Annotated in this window: 12 protein-coding genes; 8 read left to right on the forward strand and 4 right to left on the reverse strand. The window is 55.2% G+C overall.

Annotation, left to right across the window (positions count from 1 at the left end; all coding sequences use genetic code 11):
* Positions 1–320 precede the first annotated feature (320 nt).
* The 4 genes from rpoB (at position 321) to SH573x_RS30960 (ending at position 10,462) form a co-directional block, all read left to right on the forward strand.
* Positions 321–4,040 (forward strand): DNA-directed RNA polymerase subunit beta, encoded by a 3,720-nt coding sequence (rpoB, locus tag SH573x_RS30945; protein ID WP_479352100.1) that lies wholly within the window; start codon positions 321–323, stop codon positions 4,038–4,040.
* A 140-nt stretch (positions 4,041–4,180) separates the two neighbouring features.
* Entirely contained in the window at positions 4,181–8,470 is a 4,290-nt protein-coding gene (gene rpoC / locus SH573x_RS30950) for a DNA-directed RNA polymerase subunit beta' (RefSeq protein ID WP_479352101.1), read from the forward strand.
* A 742-nt stretch (positions 8,471–9,212) separates the two neighbouring features.
* The gene (locus SH573x_RS30955; protein ID WP_479352102.1) at positions 9,213–9,923 is read left to right on the forward strand and encodes a hypothetical protein; all 711 of its coding nucleotides are present in this window, start codon (positions 9,213–9,215) and stop codon (positions 9,921–9,923) included.
* A gap of 26 nt (positions 9,924–9,949) precedes the next feature.
* The gene (locus SH573x_RS30960; protein WP_479352103.1) at positions 9,950–10,462 is read left to right on the forward strand and encodes a hypothetical protein; all 513 of its coding nucleotides are present in this window, start codon (positions 9,950–9,952) and stop codon (positions 10,460–10,462) included.
* A 78-nt stretch (positions 10,463–10,540) separates the two neighbouring features.
* Here the strand turns inward: SH573x_RS30960 and SH573x_RS30965 are convergent, their stop codons facing one another.
* Entirely contained in the window at positions 10,541–10,840 is a 300-nt protein-coding gene (locus SH573x_RS30965) for a hypothetical protein (protein WP_479352104.1), read from the reverse strand.
* 154 nt (positions 10,841–10,994) lie between these two features.
* On the reverse strand, positions 10,995–12,998 hold the full coding sequence (locus SH573x_RS30970; RefSeq protein ID WP_479352105.1) for an ELWxxDGT repeat protein: 2,004 nt from the start codon (positions 12,996–12,998) through the stop codon (positions 10,995–10,997).
* Between the two features lie 328 nt (positions 12,999–13,326).
* Here SH573x_RS30970 and SH573x_RS30975 point away from each other — a divergent pair, with 328 nt between their 5' ends.
* From SH573x_RS30975 to SH573x_RS30990, 4 genes are all read left to right on the forward strand, one after another.
* The gene (locus SH573x_RS30975) at positions 13,327–13,758 is read left to right on the forward strand and encodes a hypothetical protein (protein WP_479352106.1); all 432 of its coding nucleotides are present in this window, start codon (positions 13,327–13,329) and stop codon (positions 13,756–13,758) included.
* Between the two features lie 269 nt (positions 13,759–14,027).
* A complete protein-coding gene (locus tag SH573x_RS30980; protein ID WP_479352107.1) occupies positions 14,028–14,318 on the forward strand; it encodes an NAD(P) transhydrogenase subunit alpha part 2 in 291 nt (96 codons plus the stop codon).
* Positions 14,319–14,332: 14 nt separating this feature from the next.
* A complete protein-coding gene (locus SH573x_RS30985; RefSeq protein ID WP_479352108.1) occupies positions 14,333–15,754 on the forward strand; it encodes an NAD(P)(+) transhydrogenase (Re/Si-specific) subunit beta in 1,422 nt (473 codons plus the stop codon).
* 159 nt (positions 15,755–15,913) lie between these two features.
* Positions 15,914–18,031, forward strand: coding sequence for a redoxin domain-containing protein (locus SH573x_RS30990; protein WP_479352109.1), 2,118 nt, complete (start codon positions 15,914–15,916; stop codon positions 18,029–18,031).
* Positions 18,032–18,048: 17 nt separating this feature from the next.
* Here SH573x_RS30990 and SH573x_RS30995 read toward each other — a convergent pair whose 3' ends face one another.
* Together SH573x_RS30995 and SH573x_RS31000 are read right to left on the reverse strand one after the other, a co-directional pair.
* Positions 18,049–19,380 (reverse strand): NAD(P)/FAD-dependent oxidoreductase, encoded by a 1,332-nt coding sequence (locus tag SH573x_RS30995; protein WP_479352110.1) that lies wholly within the window; start codon positions 19,378–19,380, stop codon positions 18,049–18,051.
* Between the two features lie 18 nt (positions 19,381–19,398).
* Entirely contained in the window at positions 19,399–20,235 is an 837-nt protein-coding gene (locus SH573x_RS31000) for a glycosyltransferase (RefSeq protein WP_479352111.1), read from the reverse strand.
* Positions 20,236–20,255: the final 20 nt, after the last annotated feature.

The following is a 20,255-nucleotide window of genomic DNA, read 5'->3' on the forward strand; positions in this document are numbered from 1 at the left end:
GGGGTGGCGTATCGGAAAAAATATTCGCCGCAGGCGGCTGGGATTGGGGTTTACCTATCCCAGCTGGTCGCGGTATATTTTCCATTTGTGGTTGTCGGCTCTGGCTCGGTGTCTGTCTGAACTGTCTCTCTCCCCCGGCGCGGTACGTGTCAGGACTATCCTCAAGCTCTAAGCGTGATGGGTCCTTTTCTCTGGGCTCAAGCTGCGCACACGCTCGGCACTGGCAGTGCGTGTTTGACTTTGGGCTAGTTCGTGCGCCAGCAGCGATAGCAGCAGGCCGAATTCTTTTTCATGGACTCAACTAGGAGATCCCTTTCCCAATGGCCACTTCTTCGCAGCGACGTCTTCAACCTACGCAGGTTCGCAGATTCGGCTCTGGGCTGGATGCATTAGCCATTCCAGAACTCACCCATCTCCAAACACATAGCTATGAAGCGTTCTTACAGGAAGATATTCCTTCCGACAAGCGCAAGAATCACGGATTGGAAAGTGTCTTCCGCGAGATCTTCCCGATCGAGAGTTTTGACAAGACTGTCTCACTCGAATACTTGCGCTATGAACTGGGCAAACCTCGCTACACTCCCGAAGAGTGTCGCCAGCTGCGCTTGACCTACGGCAAGCCGCTGAAGGTCTGGCTGCGCCTTAATCGCGAGTCACCGATCGAAGAAGAGGTTTACCTGGGCGACATTCCCATCATGCTCGGCGGTGGTGAGTTCATCATCAACGGTGCCGAGCGCGTGGTGGTTAGCCAGTTGCACCGCAGTCCGGGCGTCGACTTTGTCGAAGAGATCGACGGCACCAGCGACCGCAAGCTGCCAAGTTGCCGCGTGATTCCTGAGCGTGGTAGCTGGATCGAAGTCAACGTTACCAAAAAGGACAGCCTCAGCGTCCGTATCGACCAGAGCGGCAAGTTCTCGGTCATGACCCTGCTGCGGGCGATGAGCCCCAAGTACAGCAGCGATACCGATCTGCTGCGATCCTTCTACGAAACCAAGAAGGAGAAGATCGTCGATGGTCGCTCGGTCGCCAAGATCGAAAACAAGGTTGCCGTCGACGACGTGGTCTACCCCAGCGACTCAGAACGCGCTGGAGAGATCATTCTCGAAGCCGGTAACAAGATCCTCAAGAATATCGCGGAAACGATCTGCACCTGCGGTGTAGCCAGCATTGAGATCATGGAAACGCCCAAGACCAACCTGATCACCAATGCCTTGGCAGAAGACAACACCAGCAGTCACGAAGAAGCGCTGCTGCGCATCTATCAACGTCTACGTCCAGGCAACCCACCGCAACTGGAAAAAGCCAAGACGCTCTTCCACGAAAAGTTCTTTGACGTCAATCGTTATCGCTTGGGTCGCGTCGGTCGCTTCCGCATCAATCGCAAGCTGAACCTGGACGTCTCCGAAGATGAAATGACTCTGCGGCCGGAGGACCTGATCGCTTCGATCCGCTATATGATCAACCTGTTCGATCCAGATTCGGGCAGCTACTTCGACGATATTGACCACTTGGGTAATCGTCGTCTGCGCACGATCGATGAACTGGCTAGCGAAGAATTGCGCAAAGGGTTCCTGAAGCTGCGCCGCACGGTTCAAGAGCGGATGAGCATGAAAGAGGCCGACGAAATGTCGCCTCGCACACTGGTTAACCCCAAGAGCATCAGCGCTGCAATCGAATACTTCTTCGGTCGTGGTGAGCTGTCGCAAGTGGTCGACCAGACCAACCCACTCAGTCAATTGACGCACGAGCGCCGATTGTCGGCCTTGGGCCCTGGTGGATTGAACCGTAAACGTGCGGGCTTCGAAGTCCGCGACGTGCACATCTCGCACTATGGTCGTATCTGCCCGATTGAAACGCCTGAAGGTACGAACATCGGTCTGATCAGTTCGCTGGCTATTTATGCCGGTGTGGATGAATACGGATTCCTGGTCACACCATACCGCCGCATCGAAGGCGGCAAGCTGACTGAAAAGGTTGAGTGGTTGCGAGCCGACCAGGAAGCCGACGTATACATCTGCCCAGCGGATACCGAAGTGAAGAACCTGGCCTTGGTGCAAGGTCCCAACTTGATCGCTCGTTATCGCGCCGACTTCGAAATCGTGCCACCCGATTCGGTCCAGTACATGGACATTGCTCCGAGCCAAATGGTCGGTGTCTCGGCTGGTCTGATTCCGTTCTTGGAGCACGATGACGCTAACCGCGCTTTGATGGGTTCCAACATGCAACGGCAAGCTGTGCCGCTGCTGGTAACCGAACCACCGATCGTGGCCACAGGTCTGGAAAAAGAAGTCGCTCATAACAGCGCCATGGTCGTGCGCGCTCGCCGCGCCGGCAAAGTCACCTACTGCGATGCCAGCCGCATCGAAGTCGGCCAAGACATTTATCACCTCAAGAAGTACCAAGGCCTCAACGAGCGTACGTGCCTCAACCAGCGCCCGATCATCAATCTGGGTGACAAAGTTGAAAAGGGCCAAGTGCTGGCCGACGGGGCTGCGACCTACAAGGGTGAACTGGCCCTGGGTCGTAACGTATTGGTCGGGTTCATGTCGTTCGATGGTTACAACTACGAAGACGCCATCATCATCAGCGAAGAGCTGGTGCGAGCCGACACGTACACGTCGCTGCACATCGAAGACTTCGATGTTGAAATTCGCGAAACCAAACTGGGCCGCGAAGAGTTCACGCGCGATATTCCCAACGTCTCAGAAAAGGCCCTCCGCAACCTGGATGAAACCGGGATCGTACAAGTCGGTACCTATGTGCGGCCCGGCGATATTCTGGTCGGCAAAGTCTCGCCCAAGAGCAAGACCGAACTGACGCCAGAAGAGAAGCTGCTGCACGCGATCTTCGGTCGCGCCGGTGAAGACGTCAAGAACGATTCGCTAGAAGTACCATCGGGTATCGAAGGCATCGTCATCGACACGCAGAAGTTCAGCCGCAAGATGAGCCTCTCGGAAGATGAGCGCAAGGTCTTCGAACGCGAATACAAACAAGCCGAAACCGAGGGCAATGACGAAATCGCCCAAGCCTTTATGAGCATGGTCGATGAAGTCGAAAAGGCGGTTAGCGTCAAACTGGCCGACGACGATGGCACTCCGCTCTCCGGCGGACAAGATCCCAAGTACATCGCCGAGCGCGCGCAAGGTTTCAACTTGTCGCGTTTGCTGAACAAGCTCGATGAAAAGCATCATGGCGAAGTTCGCAAACTGCACAAGCAACTTTGGCCGGCGGTTGAAGAAGCGATCGACAAGCGTGATCGCAAACTCAACAGCATGAAGCGCGGTGACGAACTGCGGTCAGGGGTGTTGCAGATGGTCAAGGTCTACATTGCCACCAAACGCGTCATCAGCGTGGGTGACAAGATGGCCGGTCGACACGGCAACAAGGGGGTCATCTCCAAGGTGCTGCCAATCGAAGACATGCCGCACTTGCCCGATGGCACTCCGCTGCAGATTCTGCTCAACCCGCTGGGCGTGCCTAGCCGTATGAACGTGGGTCAGATTTTGGAAACGCACTTAGGTTGGGCTGGAGCCAAGCTGGGCTTCCAAGCCATCACCCCGGTGTTCGACGGAGCCACAGAGACTGTTATCAACGACTGCTTGCAAGAAGCTGGTCTACCGCGTCACGGCAAGATTCGCCTCATCGATGGCCGCACTGGCGCAGCGATGGAGCAGGAGACTACGGTCGGTTACATCTACATGCTCAAACTGCACCACTTGGTCGACGACAAGGTGCATGCTCGCAGCACTGGTCCTTACTCGCTCATTACCCAGCAGCCGCTCGGTGGCAAAGCCCGCTTCGGTGGTCAGCGCTTCGGCGAAATGGAAGTGTGGGCGTTGGAGGCCTACGGTGCCGCGTACATCCTGCAAGAATTGCTCACCGTCAAGAGCGATGACGTCGAAGGTCGAACCAAGATCTATGAATCGATGGTCAAAGGCGAGAACACACTCGAGGCCGGCACACCTGCCAGCTTTGACGTGCTCACCAACGAAATTCGCGGCTTGGCGCTCAACATGCGACTGGAAAAACGCCGCGTTTGATTCGGAAACCAAAACTCAAGCTTGAAATTTGAGATCTGAAAATTCGGTTTTTCAGATTTCAAATTCAAAACCAATACAAAAAACAGCACAGCACACTACGACACTCCCAGCCGTGCCACACGAACCAGGAGCGAGGCTTTATGTCAACCGCTGAAATTACTTACGATCGCGTCAACGACTTCACTTCGGTAAAAATCTCGCTGGCTCGCCCGCAAGACATCCGCAGTTGGTCGTTCGGCGAAGTCAAAAAGCCTGAAACGATTAACTACCGGACCTATCGTCCTGAAAAAGATGGTCTCTTCTGCGAACGTATTTTCGGACCTGAAAAGGACTGGGAATGCGCCTGCGGCAAATACCGCGGCATGAAGTACAAGGGCATGATTTGCGATCGCTGCGGGGTGAAGGTAACTCACAGCCGCGTACGTCGCAAACGCATGGGCCACATTGAACTGGCTGCACCAGTGGTGCACATTTGGTTCTTCAAAGCCATGCCCAGCCGCTTGGGTGCGCTGCTGGATATGAAGACCTCCAGTCTCGAGAAGGTGATCTATTTCCAAGACTATGTGGTCATCGATCCCAAGCAAACCGAACTCAAGCCGCTCCAATTGCTGACTGAAGGCGAGTATCGGGATGCCCGCACCAAGTGGGGCGAAGGCTCGTTTGATGCCGACATGGGCGCCGAAGCAGTGCGCAAATTGTTGCAAGCCCTCGACCTGGCCTCGCTGGGCGACGTACTGCGCAAGACGCTCGCGGAAACCAATAGCAAGCAGAAGAAGAAAGATCTAATCAATCGCCTGAAGCTGGTCGAAGCTATTCGCGATAGCGAAAACCGTCCCGAATGGATGGTGCTGGATGTGATCCCGGTGATTCCGCCAGATCTGCGCCCGCTAGTGCTACTCGATAGCGGCAACTTTGCGACCAGCGACCTCAACGATTTGTATCGCCGGATTATCAACCGCAACAATCGCCTGCGCAAACTGGTCGACCTCAATGCGCCTGAAGTCATCATTCGCAATGAAAAGCGGATGCTGCAACAGTCAGTTGACGCGCTGTTTGATAACAACCGTTGCAAGCGACCCGTGCTGGGCAGCAGCAACCGCCCGCTCAAGTCGCTGACCGACATGATCAAAGGCAAGCAAGGTCGTTTCCGCGAAAATTTGCTAGGCAAACGCGTCGATTATTCAGCGCGTAGCGTGATCGTGGTCGGACCTCGTTTGAAGCTGCACCAGTGCGGTCTGCCCAAGAAGATTGCGCTGGAACTGTACCAGCCATTTATCATTCGTCGCTTGAAGGATCTCGGACACGCTGACACGATCAAGTCGGCCAAGAAGATGCTCGAGCGCAAGGACGAAGAGGTCTGGGATATTCTCGAACAAGTGATTCGCAATCACCCTGTGCTCCTGAATCGTGCTCCGACGCTGCACCGCATGGGTATTCAAGCCTTTGAACCCAACCTGGTGGAAGGCAACGCCATTCACTTGCATCCGCTGGTTTGCAAAGGCTTCAACGCTGACTTCGACGGTGACCAGATGGCGGTGCACTTGCCACTGTCGCTGGAAGCCCAAGTTGAAGCTCACACGCTGATGATGAGCACCCACAACATTTTTGCGCCGAGCAATGGTCGTCCGATCATGAGCCCTTCGCAAGACACGGTTATGGGTTGCTACTACATCACCATCGAAAAGCACGGCATGCGTGGCGAAGGCATGAAGTTTTCCACGATGGAAGAAGCCGACCTGGCGTTCCATCAAGGCGTGGTCGAACTGCACGCGCGCATCAAAGTTCGTTTGCCCAAGCACCGTCGCCTGAAGACCGAAGAAGGCAACGCGCAGATGGGCGCGATCATCGAGACCACTTACGGTCGCGTGCTGTTCAACATGATGTTGCCCAACGGCATGGACTTCTATAACACGGCCCTTCGCGGTAGCGATTTGGCCAGCGTGATCAGCGACTGCTACCAACGTCTGGGTCGTAAGGCCACGATCAACCTGCTGGACGATATGAACCAACTTGGTTTCCGCGAGTCGACCCGCAGCGGTCTGTCCTTCGGTACCGATGACCTGGTAACACCCGATTCGAAGACCAAGCACTTGGCTGAAGCCGAGAAGAAGGTCATGAACTTCCACAAGAATTACAGCCGTGGTTTGATCACGCAAGAAGAGCGTCACAACCAGGTGCTGGACTTGTGGACGCATGCTCGCGAAAAGATCACTAAGGACATGATGGCGGCGATGGAGCAGGACGAACACCTGGGCCCATGGTATGTCAATCCGGTGTACTTGATGGCCCACTCCGGTGCTCGTGGTGGTATCGAACAGATTCGCCAGTTGGCTGGTATGCGTGGTTTGATGGCTAAGCCAACCGGCGAAATCATCGAAACGCCTATCAAGGCTAACTTCCGCGAAGGCCTGACGGTGCTCGAGTACTTCTCAAGTACGCACGGTGCTCGTAAGGGTCTGGCCGATACAGCTTTGAAGACAGCCGACTCCGGTTACCTAACGCGTAAACTGGCTGACGTCGCTCAGAACGTGGTGGTCACCTTGCATGACTGCGGTACTACTCAAGGTATTACCAAAGGCGTGGTCTACCGTGGCGAGAAGGTCGAAGTGCGCTTGGCTGATGCCATCAATGGTCGCGTGGCTCTGAAGAACATCGTCAACCCTGTGACCGACGATGTGATCGTCAACGAAAACCAGATGATGACGTTGGACATCGCCCGTAAGATCGAAGAAATGGGACTGGAGCGCATTCAAGTGCGCAGTCCGATGACGTGCGATGCTTCGCTGGGTGTTTGTCGCCTGTGCTATGGCATGGACATGTCGACCGGTTCGCTGGTCGAAGAAGGCATGGCCGTCGGTATCATCGGTGCCCAGTCTATCGGCGAACCTGGAACGCAGTTGACGATGCGTACGTTCCACATCGGTGGTGCCGTTAACCGCGCCGTTGAAGAGAGTGACATCAAGGTCAAGAAGGGTGGCGTGGTCAAGTTCGCTCGCCTGCGCGTGGTGAAGAACGAAGAAGGCAAAGAAATCGTGCTCACGCGTAATGGCGAGATCTCGATTCTGGATGCCAAGGGTCGCGAACTCGAGAAGTACGAAATCCCGACCGGTGCCAAGCTAAACGTGCAAGAGAACATGGAAGTAGTTAAAGGCGCCGTGCTGTGCGAATGGAACCCGCACAAGATTCCGATCCTCTGCGAAGTCAGCGGTAAAGTACGCTACGATGACGTCGTCGAAGGCGATACGATGCGCATGGAACGCGACCCGTCCGGTGGTGCTCGTCCTGTGATCATGGATCACAAGGGTGAACGCCATCCGCAAATCGTGATGGAAGATAGCGATGGCAAAGCCCTAGACGTGTACTACCTGCCTGAGCGCGCCGTGATCACCGTGCCCGAAGGTACCATGATCAACGCCGGTACCGAATTGGCTGAAATGCCTCGTGAAGCTTCGGGCATTAGCGACATCACCGGTGGTCTGCCGCGGATTACGGAAATCTTTGAAGCTCGCAAGCCGAAGGATCCATCGGTGATCGCCGAAATCGACGGCACGGTCGAGATTCAACAGACCAAACGTCGTGGCAAGCGCACGATCATCATCCGCAGCGATAGCGGTACCGAAAAAGAACACCTCGTACCGCACGGCAAGCGATTCCTGGTTCACACCGGAGACATCGTCAAGGCCGGTCAAGCATTGGTGATTGGCCCGCTGGTACCGCACGATATCTTGCGCGTCAGCGGTGAAGAAGCCGTTCAGCAATATTTGTTGCACGAAATTCAACAGGTCTATCGTAGCCAGCGCGTGGATATCAACGACAAACACGTCGAGATCATCATCGCCCGCATGTTGCGGAAAGTGAAGATCGAATCGCCCGGCGATACCAACCTGCTGCCCGGTCTGGTGATGGACAAGTTCGAATTCCGTCGCGTGAACACAGAGCTAGCCAAGTGCGTGAAGATCGCTGAAACTGGCGATAGTGAATTCTCGATCGGTACGTTGGTGCCGCGCGATACGTTTGATCAATCCAACGCGCAGATCGAAGGTTTGGGTGGTAAGCCTGCCAAGGGCAAGAAACCCAAGCCCGCGACCGCCAGCACGCAACTCTTGGGTATCACCAAGGCGTCGGTACAGAGCAGCAGCTTCATCTCGGCCGCCAGCTTCCAAGAAACCACCAAGGTACTGACCGAAGCGGCTTTGGCTGGCAAGGTCGACCGCCTAGTTGGCTTGAAAGAGAATGTGATTCTCGGTCACTTGATTCCGGCCGGTACAGGATTCCGCACCTTCCAAGATTCGGAAGTCTCGTACCGTCGCGAAGCCTTGGAAGACCTGGTCACACGCGGTGAAGCGGCCATGGAAGACAGCTATCCCCTGCTGCAAGCTCCCGCCCCGGCGGAAGAAGCCAGCGGCGACGGCGATTCATCGGCCAGCTAACAAGTGGCATAGGCTTCCAGCCTGTGTAAGCAAAAAAGAAACCATCACCTGGTTACCAGGCTCTGCCTGGTAACCCGCTGCCCGCAGGTTCCGCCTGGGCATCTTTAGCCAGAGAGTTACACCGCCGCCAAAGAGATCGTCCAGCTTTTAAGTCGATGCTGCGCAACGATTTGTAGTGGTGCATTCTTTGCCGAACACGCGCTTCGGTAGGCGAGCCCCCGCCCGCGAGTTCGGCTCGGTCGCCTCGTCTTCGACCTCCCCAGCTTCGTCGCTGGGGGACAGACACTTTAAGAGCGCAGGGACTGTCCCTCGCGCTAGTATGGGTGACGCTAGCATAGAGACCAGTGGTGTGTCCCCGCGCTCGCGCTCTAGGTCGGGGGACAGACGTTGGGGTGTGAGACTTGAGATCGCCGGACGGACTGGCTGGGGACAGACGCTGTACAGGCGCTGAGTCTGTCCCCGCGCGAGAATGGGTGACGCTAGCATAAAGACCGGTGGTGTGTCCCCGCGCTCACGCTCAAGATCGGGGGACAGACGTTGGGGTGTGAGACTTGAGATCGCCGGACGGACTGGCTGGGGACAGACGCCGTACAGGCGGACGCTGTACAGGCGGACGCTGTACAGGTGCAGGGTCTGTCCCCGAGCGAGTATGGGTACGAGGTTGCCTGCTGTGGTGGACAACGCCTATAATCGATCGCGTAACACTGTTTCGCCTGCTTTTTTCGAAGGAAGGAATCGATTAATGGCAACCTCGGAACACAAGCGACGTGCCAAGCTTGCCAAGAAGCAAGCCAAGGATCGTCAACGTCATAAAGAGCTGGCTCAGCGGCAAAACATGCTTTCATCTACGGCTGGCAAGATGCTCTCGGTCGCTGGCGGCGAGATCGCCAAATGTTGTATAGGTGACAGTCTGGAACGTGGCCTTACGACTCTGATCTTTGCTCGACGCGCAGCGCGTGGCCAGTTGGCTTTCATGGTTCTATTGCTGGATACCTACTTGCTCGGCGTCAAGAACGCCTTTGGTGATATCGGCGATGCTAGCCGTTTCGAAACAATCGTTGGCCGAGTAGAGGAGAATGAGGGCCTGCGCGATATTTCGCCCGCACAGGCTCGTGGGCTGGTCGAAGCGTCCATGGCCTACGCCAAACAGTTTGGCTTTGCGCCTCATCCAGACTATCGTAAGTGCGAGCCGCTGTGGGGCGATGTGGTGGCCGAGTCGGTGGAAGGATGGTTCACCTTTGGAAAAGACGGCAAGCCCACCTATATCAGCGGCCCGAGTGAAACGCCCAGTCAGATTGCCGCCATCACCCAACGACTTGCGACCACCTGTGGCGAGGGCAATTACTCTTTTGTGCTGGCTAACCCAACTGGGCTGATGGTCGAGCGGCTTGAAGGAGATGACGATGACGGCGATCGGTACGACGACGATGATGAAGATGATGAACTAAGCTGAACCCTGTAATGATGAGGTATTTGAAAATGCGTTTGATACTCGGAACCGCCATGTTGTGTGCGACAGCTGGCTGGGTGTTTGCTCAAGTGCCAACACCGAAACAACCTCCAGGCGAGCTGCGGGAGACGAGTGACAAAGCGCTGATCGCCGATACCTCACCCCAGCAGGCGCTCTTCGACAAGTTCACCAAACTCATGACCGGCGCCAAGATGAAAGGCGTCTTCACGCTCGATGGTATGCCTGGCGACAAACAGATGGCCGAGACCTACGAGATTGAAAAGGTCGAGAAACAGCCCGAGGGCGACGAGTGGATCATCACCGCCCGAATCAAATACGGAGACAAGGACGGATCGTTCCCTGTCCCCGTAGAAGTCAAATGGGCTGGTAAGACACCAGTCATTACGCTCGATAACATCACGATCCCAGGCCTGGGTACCTTTTCGGCGCGCGTACTATTTCATGGCGATCGCTATGCGGGCACGTGGCAACATGATGACAAAGGCGGTCACATGTTCGGCAAAGTGGAACTACCCAAGTAGCCACTATCGCCTTGGCCGCCACTGATTGATCAGTAGCGGTCTGCTCCAGAAGCATTAACTGCAGTCGTGGAATCGAGTTTACTGACCAGCAGGCTTGTCAGCTGCGGCGGGCGCCTCTGCCGCGGGTGCCGCAGGTGCGTCAGCGGCCGCAGGTGCTGCTTCGGCAGGCTTGTTTCCAGCTGGCACTTCGCCGACGTTGCCGGGGGCAGCGCTTTCGCCAGCATCAGCAGCGCCGCTACCCATACCGCCAAAGCCTGGCTTGGATTCAAAGCCGGGAGGCAACTCGGGCATCTTGGGTGGTGGAGCCGGGGTCGTGTCACATCCAGCCATAACCAAACCACAGCCACACAGCAAACTTGCAAACAGCACGCGTTTCATCAGGAAGGCTCTCTACGAAGGAAAAGGAGGGAAGTCCGCTCAAGCTAAACTGAAACCAGATCAATTGCAATAGTCGGATAAAGGTCGATTATTAGGTAAACCCATAAGCGATTTCAGCCCGACTCATAAGGCATACGCTGCCACCGGAAATTCATCAGATTCGCTGCCAAACTGCTGAAAGCTGCAGTTTGTTGCGTCGGAGTGTGGTAATCAACTCCTCGACAATATCGGGAGTCGCGGCGTGGTTGAACGTAACCGCCAAGGTAGCTGCGGCATTTTTTCGCGTTAACCCACTAGAACTACCTATGACCGCATCCTGGTAAACCAACTGATTGGCTGGATCGATGGCGAAAGCTCCCAGCCGCCAAGGGTAGGCACTCGCCTGCGCGGCTTCGCCTTCACCAATAGCGCTGGCAGGGGCGGTGCGCTGGACATTGATGCGGACCGCACGATGGTTGGCCACACCGCCTTCGCCATCAGTCAAATCAAAACGCACAATACGCGTTCCCACATAAGGCGAGGTGGACGCATTGGTAAAGGCCACTGCCCGAATCACTTCGCGGACCACCGACTTGGAGGCATTTTGCGTGAACAGCACATTCAGATCGCGACCAGTGCCACCGGTTGCCATAACTCCCACAACCACTCCATTTACCAACACCCTCGAGCCCGACAGAGACACAGTCGACGTTGAGGCCAAGACCAATCGGTCAGCCAAGTGAAACGTTGTGCCCAAGGATACCGATAGCTTGGCACCATAGAACAAAGTTGTATCCGCATCCTCCAGCAAGCCTTGTGGCGCTAGACGCACTGGGCCATTACCCGTATAGGATTGAGCCGCGACCGCCGGTAGCGTCAAGGTCGGCAAAGCGGGTTTCAGTCTCCACAACTCTCGACCGATCGAAGCTCTGGTCGCTGTCAGCAACACTTGTTGTCCACTGACCATCATTTGCGCTGGATCGCTACTGGCAGCGCCAGGATTGATATCTTGAGCCAATCGAGCACCTGAGACCGCGCCATTGGTTTGCCACAACTCTCGACCACTGGCACCATCATCGGCAGCAAAGAAGATGACTCCGTTAAAGTTGCCTAAAATTTGTGGATCGGAACCAAGCGCTCCGGGTCTGGTATCGCGCACTTGCACAGTTCCGGCAGCCGTACCATCGCTTTGCCAAAGTTCAACGCCATGAGTTCCATCATTAGCCGTGAAGTACAACTTGCCATTGGCGTTGGTTAGTTGAGTTGGACTGGATGATCCCGTGGGGTTAATGTCTTTGACAAGAACCGCCCCGCCCACTGCCGGTAGCTTCCACAATTCTTGACCGCTACTGGAAGTTTGCGCAACGAAGTACAGGGCTCCATTGGCTTCTTGTGGTTGCGAGATCGCCTGAAAGCCAGAAGCCAAGACAGTGGTTCCTGCAGGTGTGCCGTTGCTGCCATACAGTCGCCACACCGTTCCGACACGCGCACCAAAGATCATGCGGCCATTAAAGGTCGTAAGGGCTTGCAACTCGGAACTGTTCTGCGCACCAGGATTGACATCGACCGCGATCGTTGTGCCCGCAGTAGTACCATTACTCTTCCACAACTCGCGTTGACGGAAGCTAGCTGCGAAGTACAGCGAACCATTAAAAGGTGTCAGGTATCTAGGCGAAGACGAATAGCCAAAACCTCCGGAGTACGGATGGGCATCGTAGCGCGGATCGATGTCTTTGACCATCACCGTGCCAGATATAGTGCCATCGGTTGTATACAGTTCTTCACCTAAGGACGATCGATCGAGCGTGAAGTAAAGTTGATTCCCCACCGGAACCATCGGTCCGCTAAAACTTCTCACTTGATCGACAAGTCGAAAAGTGCCAGCAGCTGTACCATCGCTGCGATACAGCGCTTTGAAGTTAATGCCAAAAGCAGGCGCATTGACAGTGAAGTACAACAAGCCGTTGGCGCTAGTGAGATTATCCACGTTAGCTGAGGCCGCGCCAGGCGCGATGTCGGTCACCAGCGACAGCGAGTTATCAGCATTCAAGCGAAACAGCTCGCGTCCCACCTGGCCGTTATCGGCTGCCACGTAATATTGCCCGTTGAGTTCAATCGCTCCGGGCAGCGAAGATGCTGAGCCAGGGTTGATATTGATGGCGGTCAGGTTGGCAGCCATGCATTGCCGCTGCTCCAGTGACTCGACCCTTAGACTACGACAACGCGCGCGACGCTGGGCTGACATAAGAGAGGTTCCGGGCGATTTGAGGGTAGACGAGAGTCGTTCTCAATTTAGTCAATTTTGTCGCAGGGTGGTATGGTTTTTAGGTTTCAAGAATCCGAATAAGTGTTACTTCGAAACCTGTAGCTGGGAGTTTAGGGGGAATCTGGGGAAGAAATCTCGAGCTCGGTGGCTCGGGTGTCAATTTATGAGCTACATAATAGCGCGCCCAAAATATAGTCACTTGGGTTGGGTTTGAGAATTTATAGTAGGGTCAACGAAGATCATGGCTAGCGCCGCAGAAATTACCGTCGTTTCACCGGAAGTGGAAGCTCGCAGATTCTCGCGACTGTGGTGGCTGGCTTCGTCTGCCCTGGTGCCTTGGATGCTGATCTCGTTCGTAACCATCATGGCCTTTGGCACACCCAATGTGATCATCACACCCATCATGTGGATGATGCTCGTGACGATCTGGAGTTATCCGCTGGTAGTGGTTTCCGCCCGAGTCTTGGCTGCCTTGTTTCATCGTTACGGACTGCAACAAAAAGCCACTATGGCTCTGGCGGTGCCCGGAGCCATTGGCGCGTTCCTGTTCGGCATGTTGGTAACACCGGTGGTTCTATTTCCTGTTTTCACCGATGGTTACTTTGCCCTGATGGGCAGTTGCCTACTGAGTATCATGATCGCCGGTAGCGTAGTCCGCTGGATGCTGCGCTAAGCCGTAGGCGTTAGCCGGCGTTAGCCTCGGATCTGTGGAGTGCTGTGGCCTCAGCCACTGATGTCCTACCCCAACCGTACCGCAGCCGGCGCGCACCAGGGGACGCTCATGATCAACGGTTCGTGCAGGCTGCGGTGACGTTTGGTTAGCACATCAAAGCTACGGCTACGCCGCAGCACTTCAAAACCGGGGCTAACGCCCTCGGCTTACTGTGCTACAATCGACGGCTCGTTCAAGTTCGAGCTGTTTTATTCACCGGAGGCGAAGCGGTGGATGTTGTCAGTCACTCCATTACCGACCTGACTATTTTTGTGTTAGCTATCTATGTTGGCTATCACGTCGTGTGGCATGTCACACCCGCTCTGCACACACCGCTAATGGCGGTGACCAATGCCATCTCGGCTATCATTATCGTCGGTGGCATGTTGGCCGCGGCCCTGACAGAGACTTGGACCGGCAAGTTGCTGGGGGCGACCGCGGTAGCCTTGGCCTCAGTCAATGTCTTCGGCGGCTTCTTGGTCACCCGCCGCATGTTGGAGATGTACCAAAAGAAAAAATAGACTGGAGCAACTTGATGAGTCTCAACTTGGTGGTGCTGCTATATCTAGTGGCCTCGGTCTTTTTTATTCAGTCGCTGAAAGGTTTATCGCATCCGAAAACTGCCGCGCGGGGCAATCTGTTTGGCATGATCGGCATGGCGATCGCCGTGCTCACGACGCTCGCACTGATCATTCAACTCAAACCGAATGCGTCGGGATTATGGTGGGTAGCTGGTGGCATTATTGTGGGCGGCGTGATTGGCGCGGCCATGGCCAAACGCGTGGTGATGGCCAAGATGCCCGAATTGGTTGCCTTCATGCATTCGATGATCGGGTTGGCTGCGGTCTTGATTGCCATTTGCTGCGTGGCCGAACCCTGGGCTTTTAACCTTGTCGAACGCGGACAGCTGATTCCGCTGGACAATCGCGTCGAATTGTTTCTGGGAACGATTGTGGGAGCCATTACGTTCTCGGGGTCCGTGGTGGCTTATGGAAAACTATCCGGCACCTATAAACTGCGCATCTTTCAAGGGGCTCCGGTCGTTTTTGCTGGCCAGCATATGCTCAATCTGGCTTTGGGCATCCTGACCGTTGGCTGCGGTTTGTGGTTTGTGGCTACGCAGAGTTGGACGCCGTTTTTGGTGATGACCGTGCTTTCGTTTGTGCTCGGTGTGCTGATCATCATTCCGATCGGTGGAGCGGATATGCCGGTGGTTGTCTCGATGCTGAACAGTTACTCAGGTTGGGCCGCGGCTGGCGTGGGTTTCTCGCTGAAGAACCCGATGCTGATCATCGCTGGTTCGCTCGTCGGCTCCTCGGGCGCGATTCTGTCGTACATCATGTGCAAAGCCATGAATCGTTCGTTCATCAGTGTAATCCTGGGTGGCTTTGGCACGACGGCCACTGCATCGGGCGAAGCGACGGCTGCGCGGCATGTTAAGTCCGGCGCCCCGGAAGATGCTGCTTATATTCTCTCTCAAGCCAGTTCGGTCATCATTGTGCCGGGCTATGGTCTGGCGGTCTCGCGGGCCCAGCATGCACTATTTGAGCTTACGGCCAAGTTGCAACTACAAGGCGTTCAAGTGCGTTATGCCATCCATCCGGTCGCCGGTCGGATGCCTGGCCATATGAACGTCCTGCTGGCCGAAGCCGACGTGCCGTATGATGACGTCTTTGAAATGGAGACCATCAATTCCGAGTTTCCGCAAACCGATGTGGCGCTGATCTTGGGCGCCAACGATGTGGTCAACCCCGCAGCCCTTGATCCCAAGAGCGCCATCGCCGGCATGCCTATCCTGGAAGCCTACAAAGCTCGGACAGTCATCGTCAACAAACGTTCCATGGCCGCCGGCTATGCAAATCTAGACAACGAACTGTTCTACATGGACAAGACCATGATGGTCTTCGGTGATGCCAAACATGTGCTAGAAGAAATGGTCAAATCTGTCGAAGCTTAAAACACATCTTCGGCATTTTCCATAGAATTTTAGATAAAACGCGGGTGTCGAAAACTCTTAACACCGGCATCTCGTTATTCCATCGTCTGGCGACGGTGGCTACGTCTATGTCCACCGTCTGGCGAGGGTGGCTACGTTTAGGTTTTGATAGGCTTTGCCATGCGTGCGATCATTGCGATTTTGTTGTTGTGGTGCTCGCCGCTAGTCTTGGCCGATGACAAGGATACTAATGAGAAGGCTACAGTGGGCGTTCGCGTTCATGACGCAGATGGTCAGGCGATCGCCAATTCGAAACTGAAGGTATTTTTGTGGTCAGGCAAGTGGGATTCGACCGAGGTAGCAGCGACCAGCGATGCACAAGGTCGAGCAGAACTAGTCGGCATTCAGCCCGACAACTATGCCACGATTGTCGCTCAGGCAGATGGGCTGGCAACAACGACATTGGACCTCCAACTGATCGCGGGCGAAGTGCGCGAGATTCAATGTGAACTTCGTCAGCCTATCAGCGGCTCGGTCCGTATCCTCGATAGCCAAGGCACTCCGCTTAAAGGGGCTGTGCTGTCTGCACTCCAGTTCAACGCAGGCGATGGCGGAAGTTTCATGCATCGTCACGGGTCTGCCGATCCATTTCCATTTGAACCGACGACCAGTGACGCGCAAGGCGTGATTCAATTGCCGCCAATGCCTCAAGGGTCCAAAGTAAACGTGGTAGTCTTCCATCCTGACTTCCAACCCAACCGCGTCGACAATCTCGAACTTATTAGTGGCGAGTTGGCGACCATCAAACTCGAAAAAGGAGTTCAACTGGATTTCAAATATGTGCCAGGTGCGGGACTAGACTCGCTTCCTGAATCCCTGCAAATCAACACCAACCTCAGCGCAGAGCCTGATAATCGTTCGACGCCCGGCGCCAGCCTGTACCTAAACCGTCAACTTCAATCCACGTCTTGGCACTGCACGATTGCACCGGCTCAATATCGCAATTTATACGTATCCAGTCGATCCGACGAGTTTACGATTACTCCACTCTATTCGGCCGATGATCCGACTTGTGCACCCCTCCTGAACATCTCCGACAGCCAACCGCGTCAGGTTGAGCTGCTCATTCGCAAGAACGTCAAAGTCCGAGGCCAACTGACCGGCTATCTCGAGGGCCTGACCGCCCAGTCCACGGCGATTGGTCGGACTGAGAACCTACATCCGACTCTACAAATCGCCGTGGGCGATCATCGCTGGCTGCCTGTCTCATTTGGTACCGTAAAAGCTGATGGTTCTTTTGAGTTGCTGTTACCGCCAGGACCAGCCAAAGTGAGTTTCGGGAGCCTTCAGTCGGCGATCGTCGAACCGAGGGAAGTCGAGTTCACTATCGAACCCGGCAAAGAAGTGATGCTGCCAGAAATCAAGATTCGCCAGCTCAACTCCATCACTGGTCGCGTGGTCGACCAGCAACAGCGGCCCATCGACAAAGCCATCGTGCGAATTCATGTCGGTGTCTGGACCAGCGACTACCTAACGTGTGATGCCGATGGTGGGTTCAGTTTATCGCCCGACTTGATCGTGGATACCAGCCGACACACGCCCCAGCAGTTGCCAGTCAGCATCTTGGCCTTCGACCCTCATTCGCGGCGCTGCGCGCATGTAGATATCTCCGACAATTGGCAGACAGCCCAAAATCTTACCATCGAGTGCCGCGAGCAACCCAAAGGCTGGCTGCTCGATGCGATCAGGAAGCAGGAGCAGGAGTTCGGACAGTCCGTCGATTGGTTTCGCCGACGAGAAGAAACATGGGAGCAACGACGCAATGACTATGCAGCCAAATTCCAGACCGGTTCCATTGGCCAACTCGCCCCAGAATTAGACACAGGAACGTGGCTTAACACCAAGGCGCAATGCTTGAAGGACCTGCGTGGCAAGTATGTGCTCTTGGATTTCTGGTTTATCGGTTGCGGTCCGTGCGAAGTCGAGATACCCGATTTGAAACTGACGCATGAGCGATTTGGCCCTGAACGTTTCTCGGTTGTCAGCGTGCATGTCACTCCGCAAACCATCGAGAACGTCCGCGGCTTTACCCAACAGAAAGGTATGACCTATCCAGTGGTCGTCGACAACGATGAAGGCGAAATCGAAAAGGCCTATGAGCAAGCCGGTGTCCAAGGCTATCCAAGCTACATACTGCTTGGCCCCGATGGCCGCATCGTGCACAACGACTTTCTAAGCAACGACTTAAGCCTGAGCGTCTTCAAAGCCGAGATCATCTGGTCGCAGTTGCAAGACTAAGGCACACGCGCGCAGCGTTAAACCAACTCAGCCAATCGAGCTTCGACATGCTCGATCGTTTCATTGACGTTCAGGTTGCCCTTGGTGATCTGAGCCGAATTCAGAATGTACAGGCCCGGCACACTGGTGGTTACTGGCGGTAACTGTTCTGAGTAGTTCAGCGTCGGCAGGGCCATCACGTGTTTGGCGCGAGCCGTTTGGATGGCGCGCACCTGGCTGCGATTGAAATTAGGATACATCTTCTCGAGCGTCGAGAGACAGCGCTCGTGAATGCTCTCATCGGGCTCGGTCAGCCCGGAATCATCGGCCAACAGGTAACGTGGCAAATAGACCAAGTAGTTACCACCCAGATACTTGGGATCGACAATCGAACCCATCTCGATGACGCCAGTCAGCGGTACCCAACTATCGGTGATGTTGGTCACATAGTAACCACCCAGCGGCCGATCCAGCAGCAGCGAGGTACACACCACGCCCAAGTACTCGGCCGAAGCCAAACGCTGCTGTTCATCTTTGTTCAGCTGTGGGCAACTGCGCGAGATGATCGGCGAAGGTACTGTCGTAATGACTCGATCGAACTGCTGAGTCGTCTCTTGACCATTCTGACCGAGGGCAACTTGCAGTTTGCCGCTGGTCGGGTCATGCGTAATCTTCTGAACGGGACTGGCCGTCAGAATCTGCACGCCGCGTTTCTCTAGCTCGCTGGCCAGTGTCGCCAGGATACGTTGATAACCGCCGGGCACGTAACCGAACATCTCGCGTTTCATGCCGCTGCGCCGGGCTTTGTACATGCGATCGATGTAAGACCAAATGAACGCAGCCGAGGTCCGCGTGTAGGCATCACCCAGTTTGGCTTTCAGGAGTGGCAGCCAGATTTTTTCGTATGTGCTGCGCCCGCTCAGTTTGCGCAACCAATCGGCTACAGGTATTTTTTCCAGGGCTCGCCAATCGCGCAGTTTGGAAGCATAGAAGATCGTGCTGCCCAAACGAAACTTTTGCAGCAGCGAGAGGGGTGGGAACATCAGGAACTCGAGGGAGCTGCTGAGCGAATGCAAGCGACCGCCCGAGTAAAACCCGGTGCGCGTCTGCACCCAACGGATCTCCTGCTCCAGCCCGACCTCTTCCAGAATGGCCCGCAAGCGCGTGTCCGAAAGCAGAGTCACGTGATAGAAGCGATCCCAGGTCACGTCACCCAGCGACCAACAACTGGTCAAACCGCCTAGCTGCGGCGCAGCCTCCAGCAGCGTGACATTGTTCCCACGCTCGGCCAGGCGCCAAGCAGTGGCCAAGCCTAACATGCCACCGCCGACGACTGCCCAGGAATCAGATTTTGATATGGTTGCGTTCATTAACAACTGTAGGTCGCACTAATCAACTGTGCGGCCAAAACGATGGCGGAGCACCATGCGAATTGTACGACGAACGGTTTGCATTATGCGCATTTTGCTGACACCGCGTTTGAAGTCATAACGCAAGAGCAGGGGTACTTCCCCCACGATCGCGCCCATGCCCGCCAACATCAGCAGCAAATCCGCCATGCTCGCAAATCCAGCCTCGCGCGTCAGTCGACCATTGGTCTTGGCGATAGCTTCTTTCAATAAACCCACCCGGTAGGCACGATAACCGCAGGTGTAGTCACGGCAACCTTTGATCGGCAGCAGAGTTCGCATCATAAACCGAGCGCCCAGGCTGAGCAGTTCGCGATGCCAAGCCAGACCGACCACGCGGCCACCAGTTTGAAATCGCGATGCAATCACGACATCGTGACCTTCGCGAATCATGGGCACCATGCGCGACATCAATTGGGGCGGATGCGTATTGTCGGCATCCATAGCTACCACAATGTCATCGTCGCTCAAGCCTTCAATGCCACGCGTCAAACACGTTGTAATCGCTGCACCCAAGCCTTGATTGCCTTGATGACGAACAAGTCGCACAGGGTAAAGAGTTTGCAGCTCGTGAGTGACTTCGACCGTGTCATCACTACTGCCGTCGTCAACGATTAGAATGTCAAAATCCCAGAAGCTCTCACTAAGTGTCTCAACAATCCGCGGTACCAATCTCACTAGTGCTTCGGATTCATTGTAGGCCGGCAGAACTACGCGAACGTGTGTAGATCTCTTGATCGGTTCCGATCGCCCACTTCCTTCGAATACTTCGATGTCAGAGGCTGATACGGAGCCCTCCAATAATGGCTCAATCATCTTCGGTTTCACTCATGATG

This window comes from Rania fehmarnensis, assembly GCF_056494185.1.

Coding starts and splice junctions, on each gene's coding strand:
- SH573x_RS31000 (WP_479352111.1), bottom strand. CDS start 20,235: ATGATTGAGCCATTATTGGAGGGCTCCGTATCAGCCTCTGACATCGAA.
- SH573x_RS30965 (WP_479352104.1), bottom strand. CDS start 10,840: ATGAAACGCGTGCTGTTTGCAAGTTTGCTGTGTGGCTGTGGTTTGGTT.
- SH573x_RS30955 (WP_479352102.1), top strand. CDS start 9,213: ATGGCAACCTCGGAACACAAGCGACGTGCCAAGCTTGCCAAGAAGCAA.
- SH573x_RS30990 (WP_479352109.1), top strand. CDS start 15,914: ATGCGTGCGATCATTGCGATTTTGTTGTTGTGGTGCTCGCCGCTAGTC.
- SH573x_RS30975 (WP_479352106.1), top strand. CDS start 13,327: ATGGCTAGCGCCGCAGAAATTACCGTCGTTTCACCGGAAGTGGAAGCT.
- SH573x_RS30995 (WP_479352110.1), bottom strand. CDS start 19,380: ATGAACGCAACCATATCAAAATCTGATTCCTGGGCAGTCGTCGGCGGT.
- rpoB (WP_479352100.1), top strand. CDS start 321: ATGGCCACTTCTTCGCAGCGACGTCTTCAACCTACGCAGGTTCGCAGA.
- SH573x_RS30970 (WP_479352105.1), bottom strand. CDS start 12,998: ATGGCTGCCAACCTGACCGCCATCAATATCAACCCTGGCTCAGCATCT.
- rpoC (WP_479352101.1), top strand. CDS start 4,181: ATGTCAACCGCTGAAATTACTTACGATCGCGTCAACGACTTCACTTCG.
- SH573x_RS30985 (WP_479352108.1), top strand. CDS start 14,333: ATGAGTCTCAACTTGGTGGTGCTGCTATATCTAGTGGCCTCGGTCTTT.
- SH573x_RS30960 (WP_479352103.1), top strand. CDS start 9,950: ATGCGTTTGATACTCGGAACCGCCATGTTGTGTGCGACAGCTGGCTGG.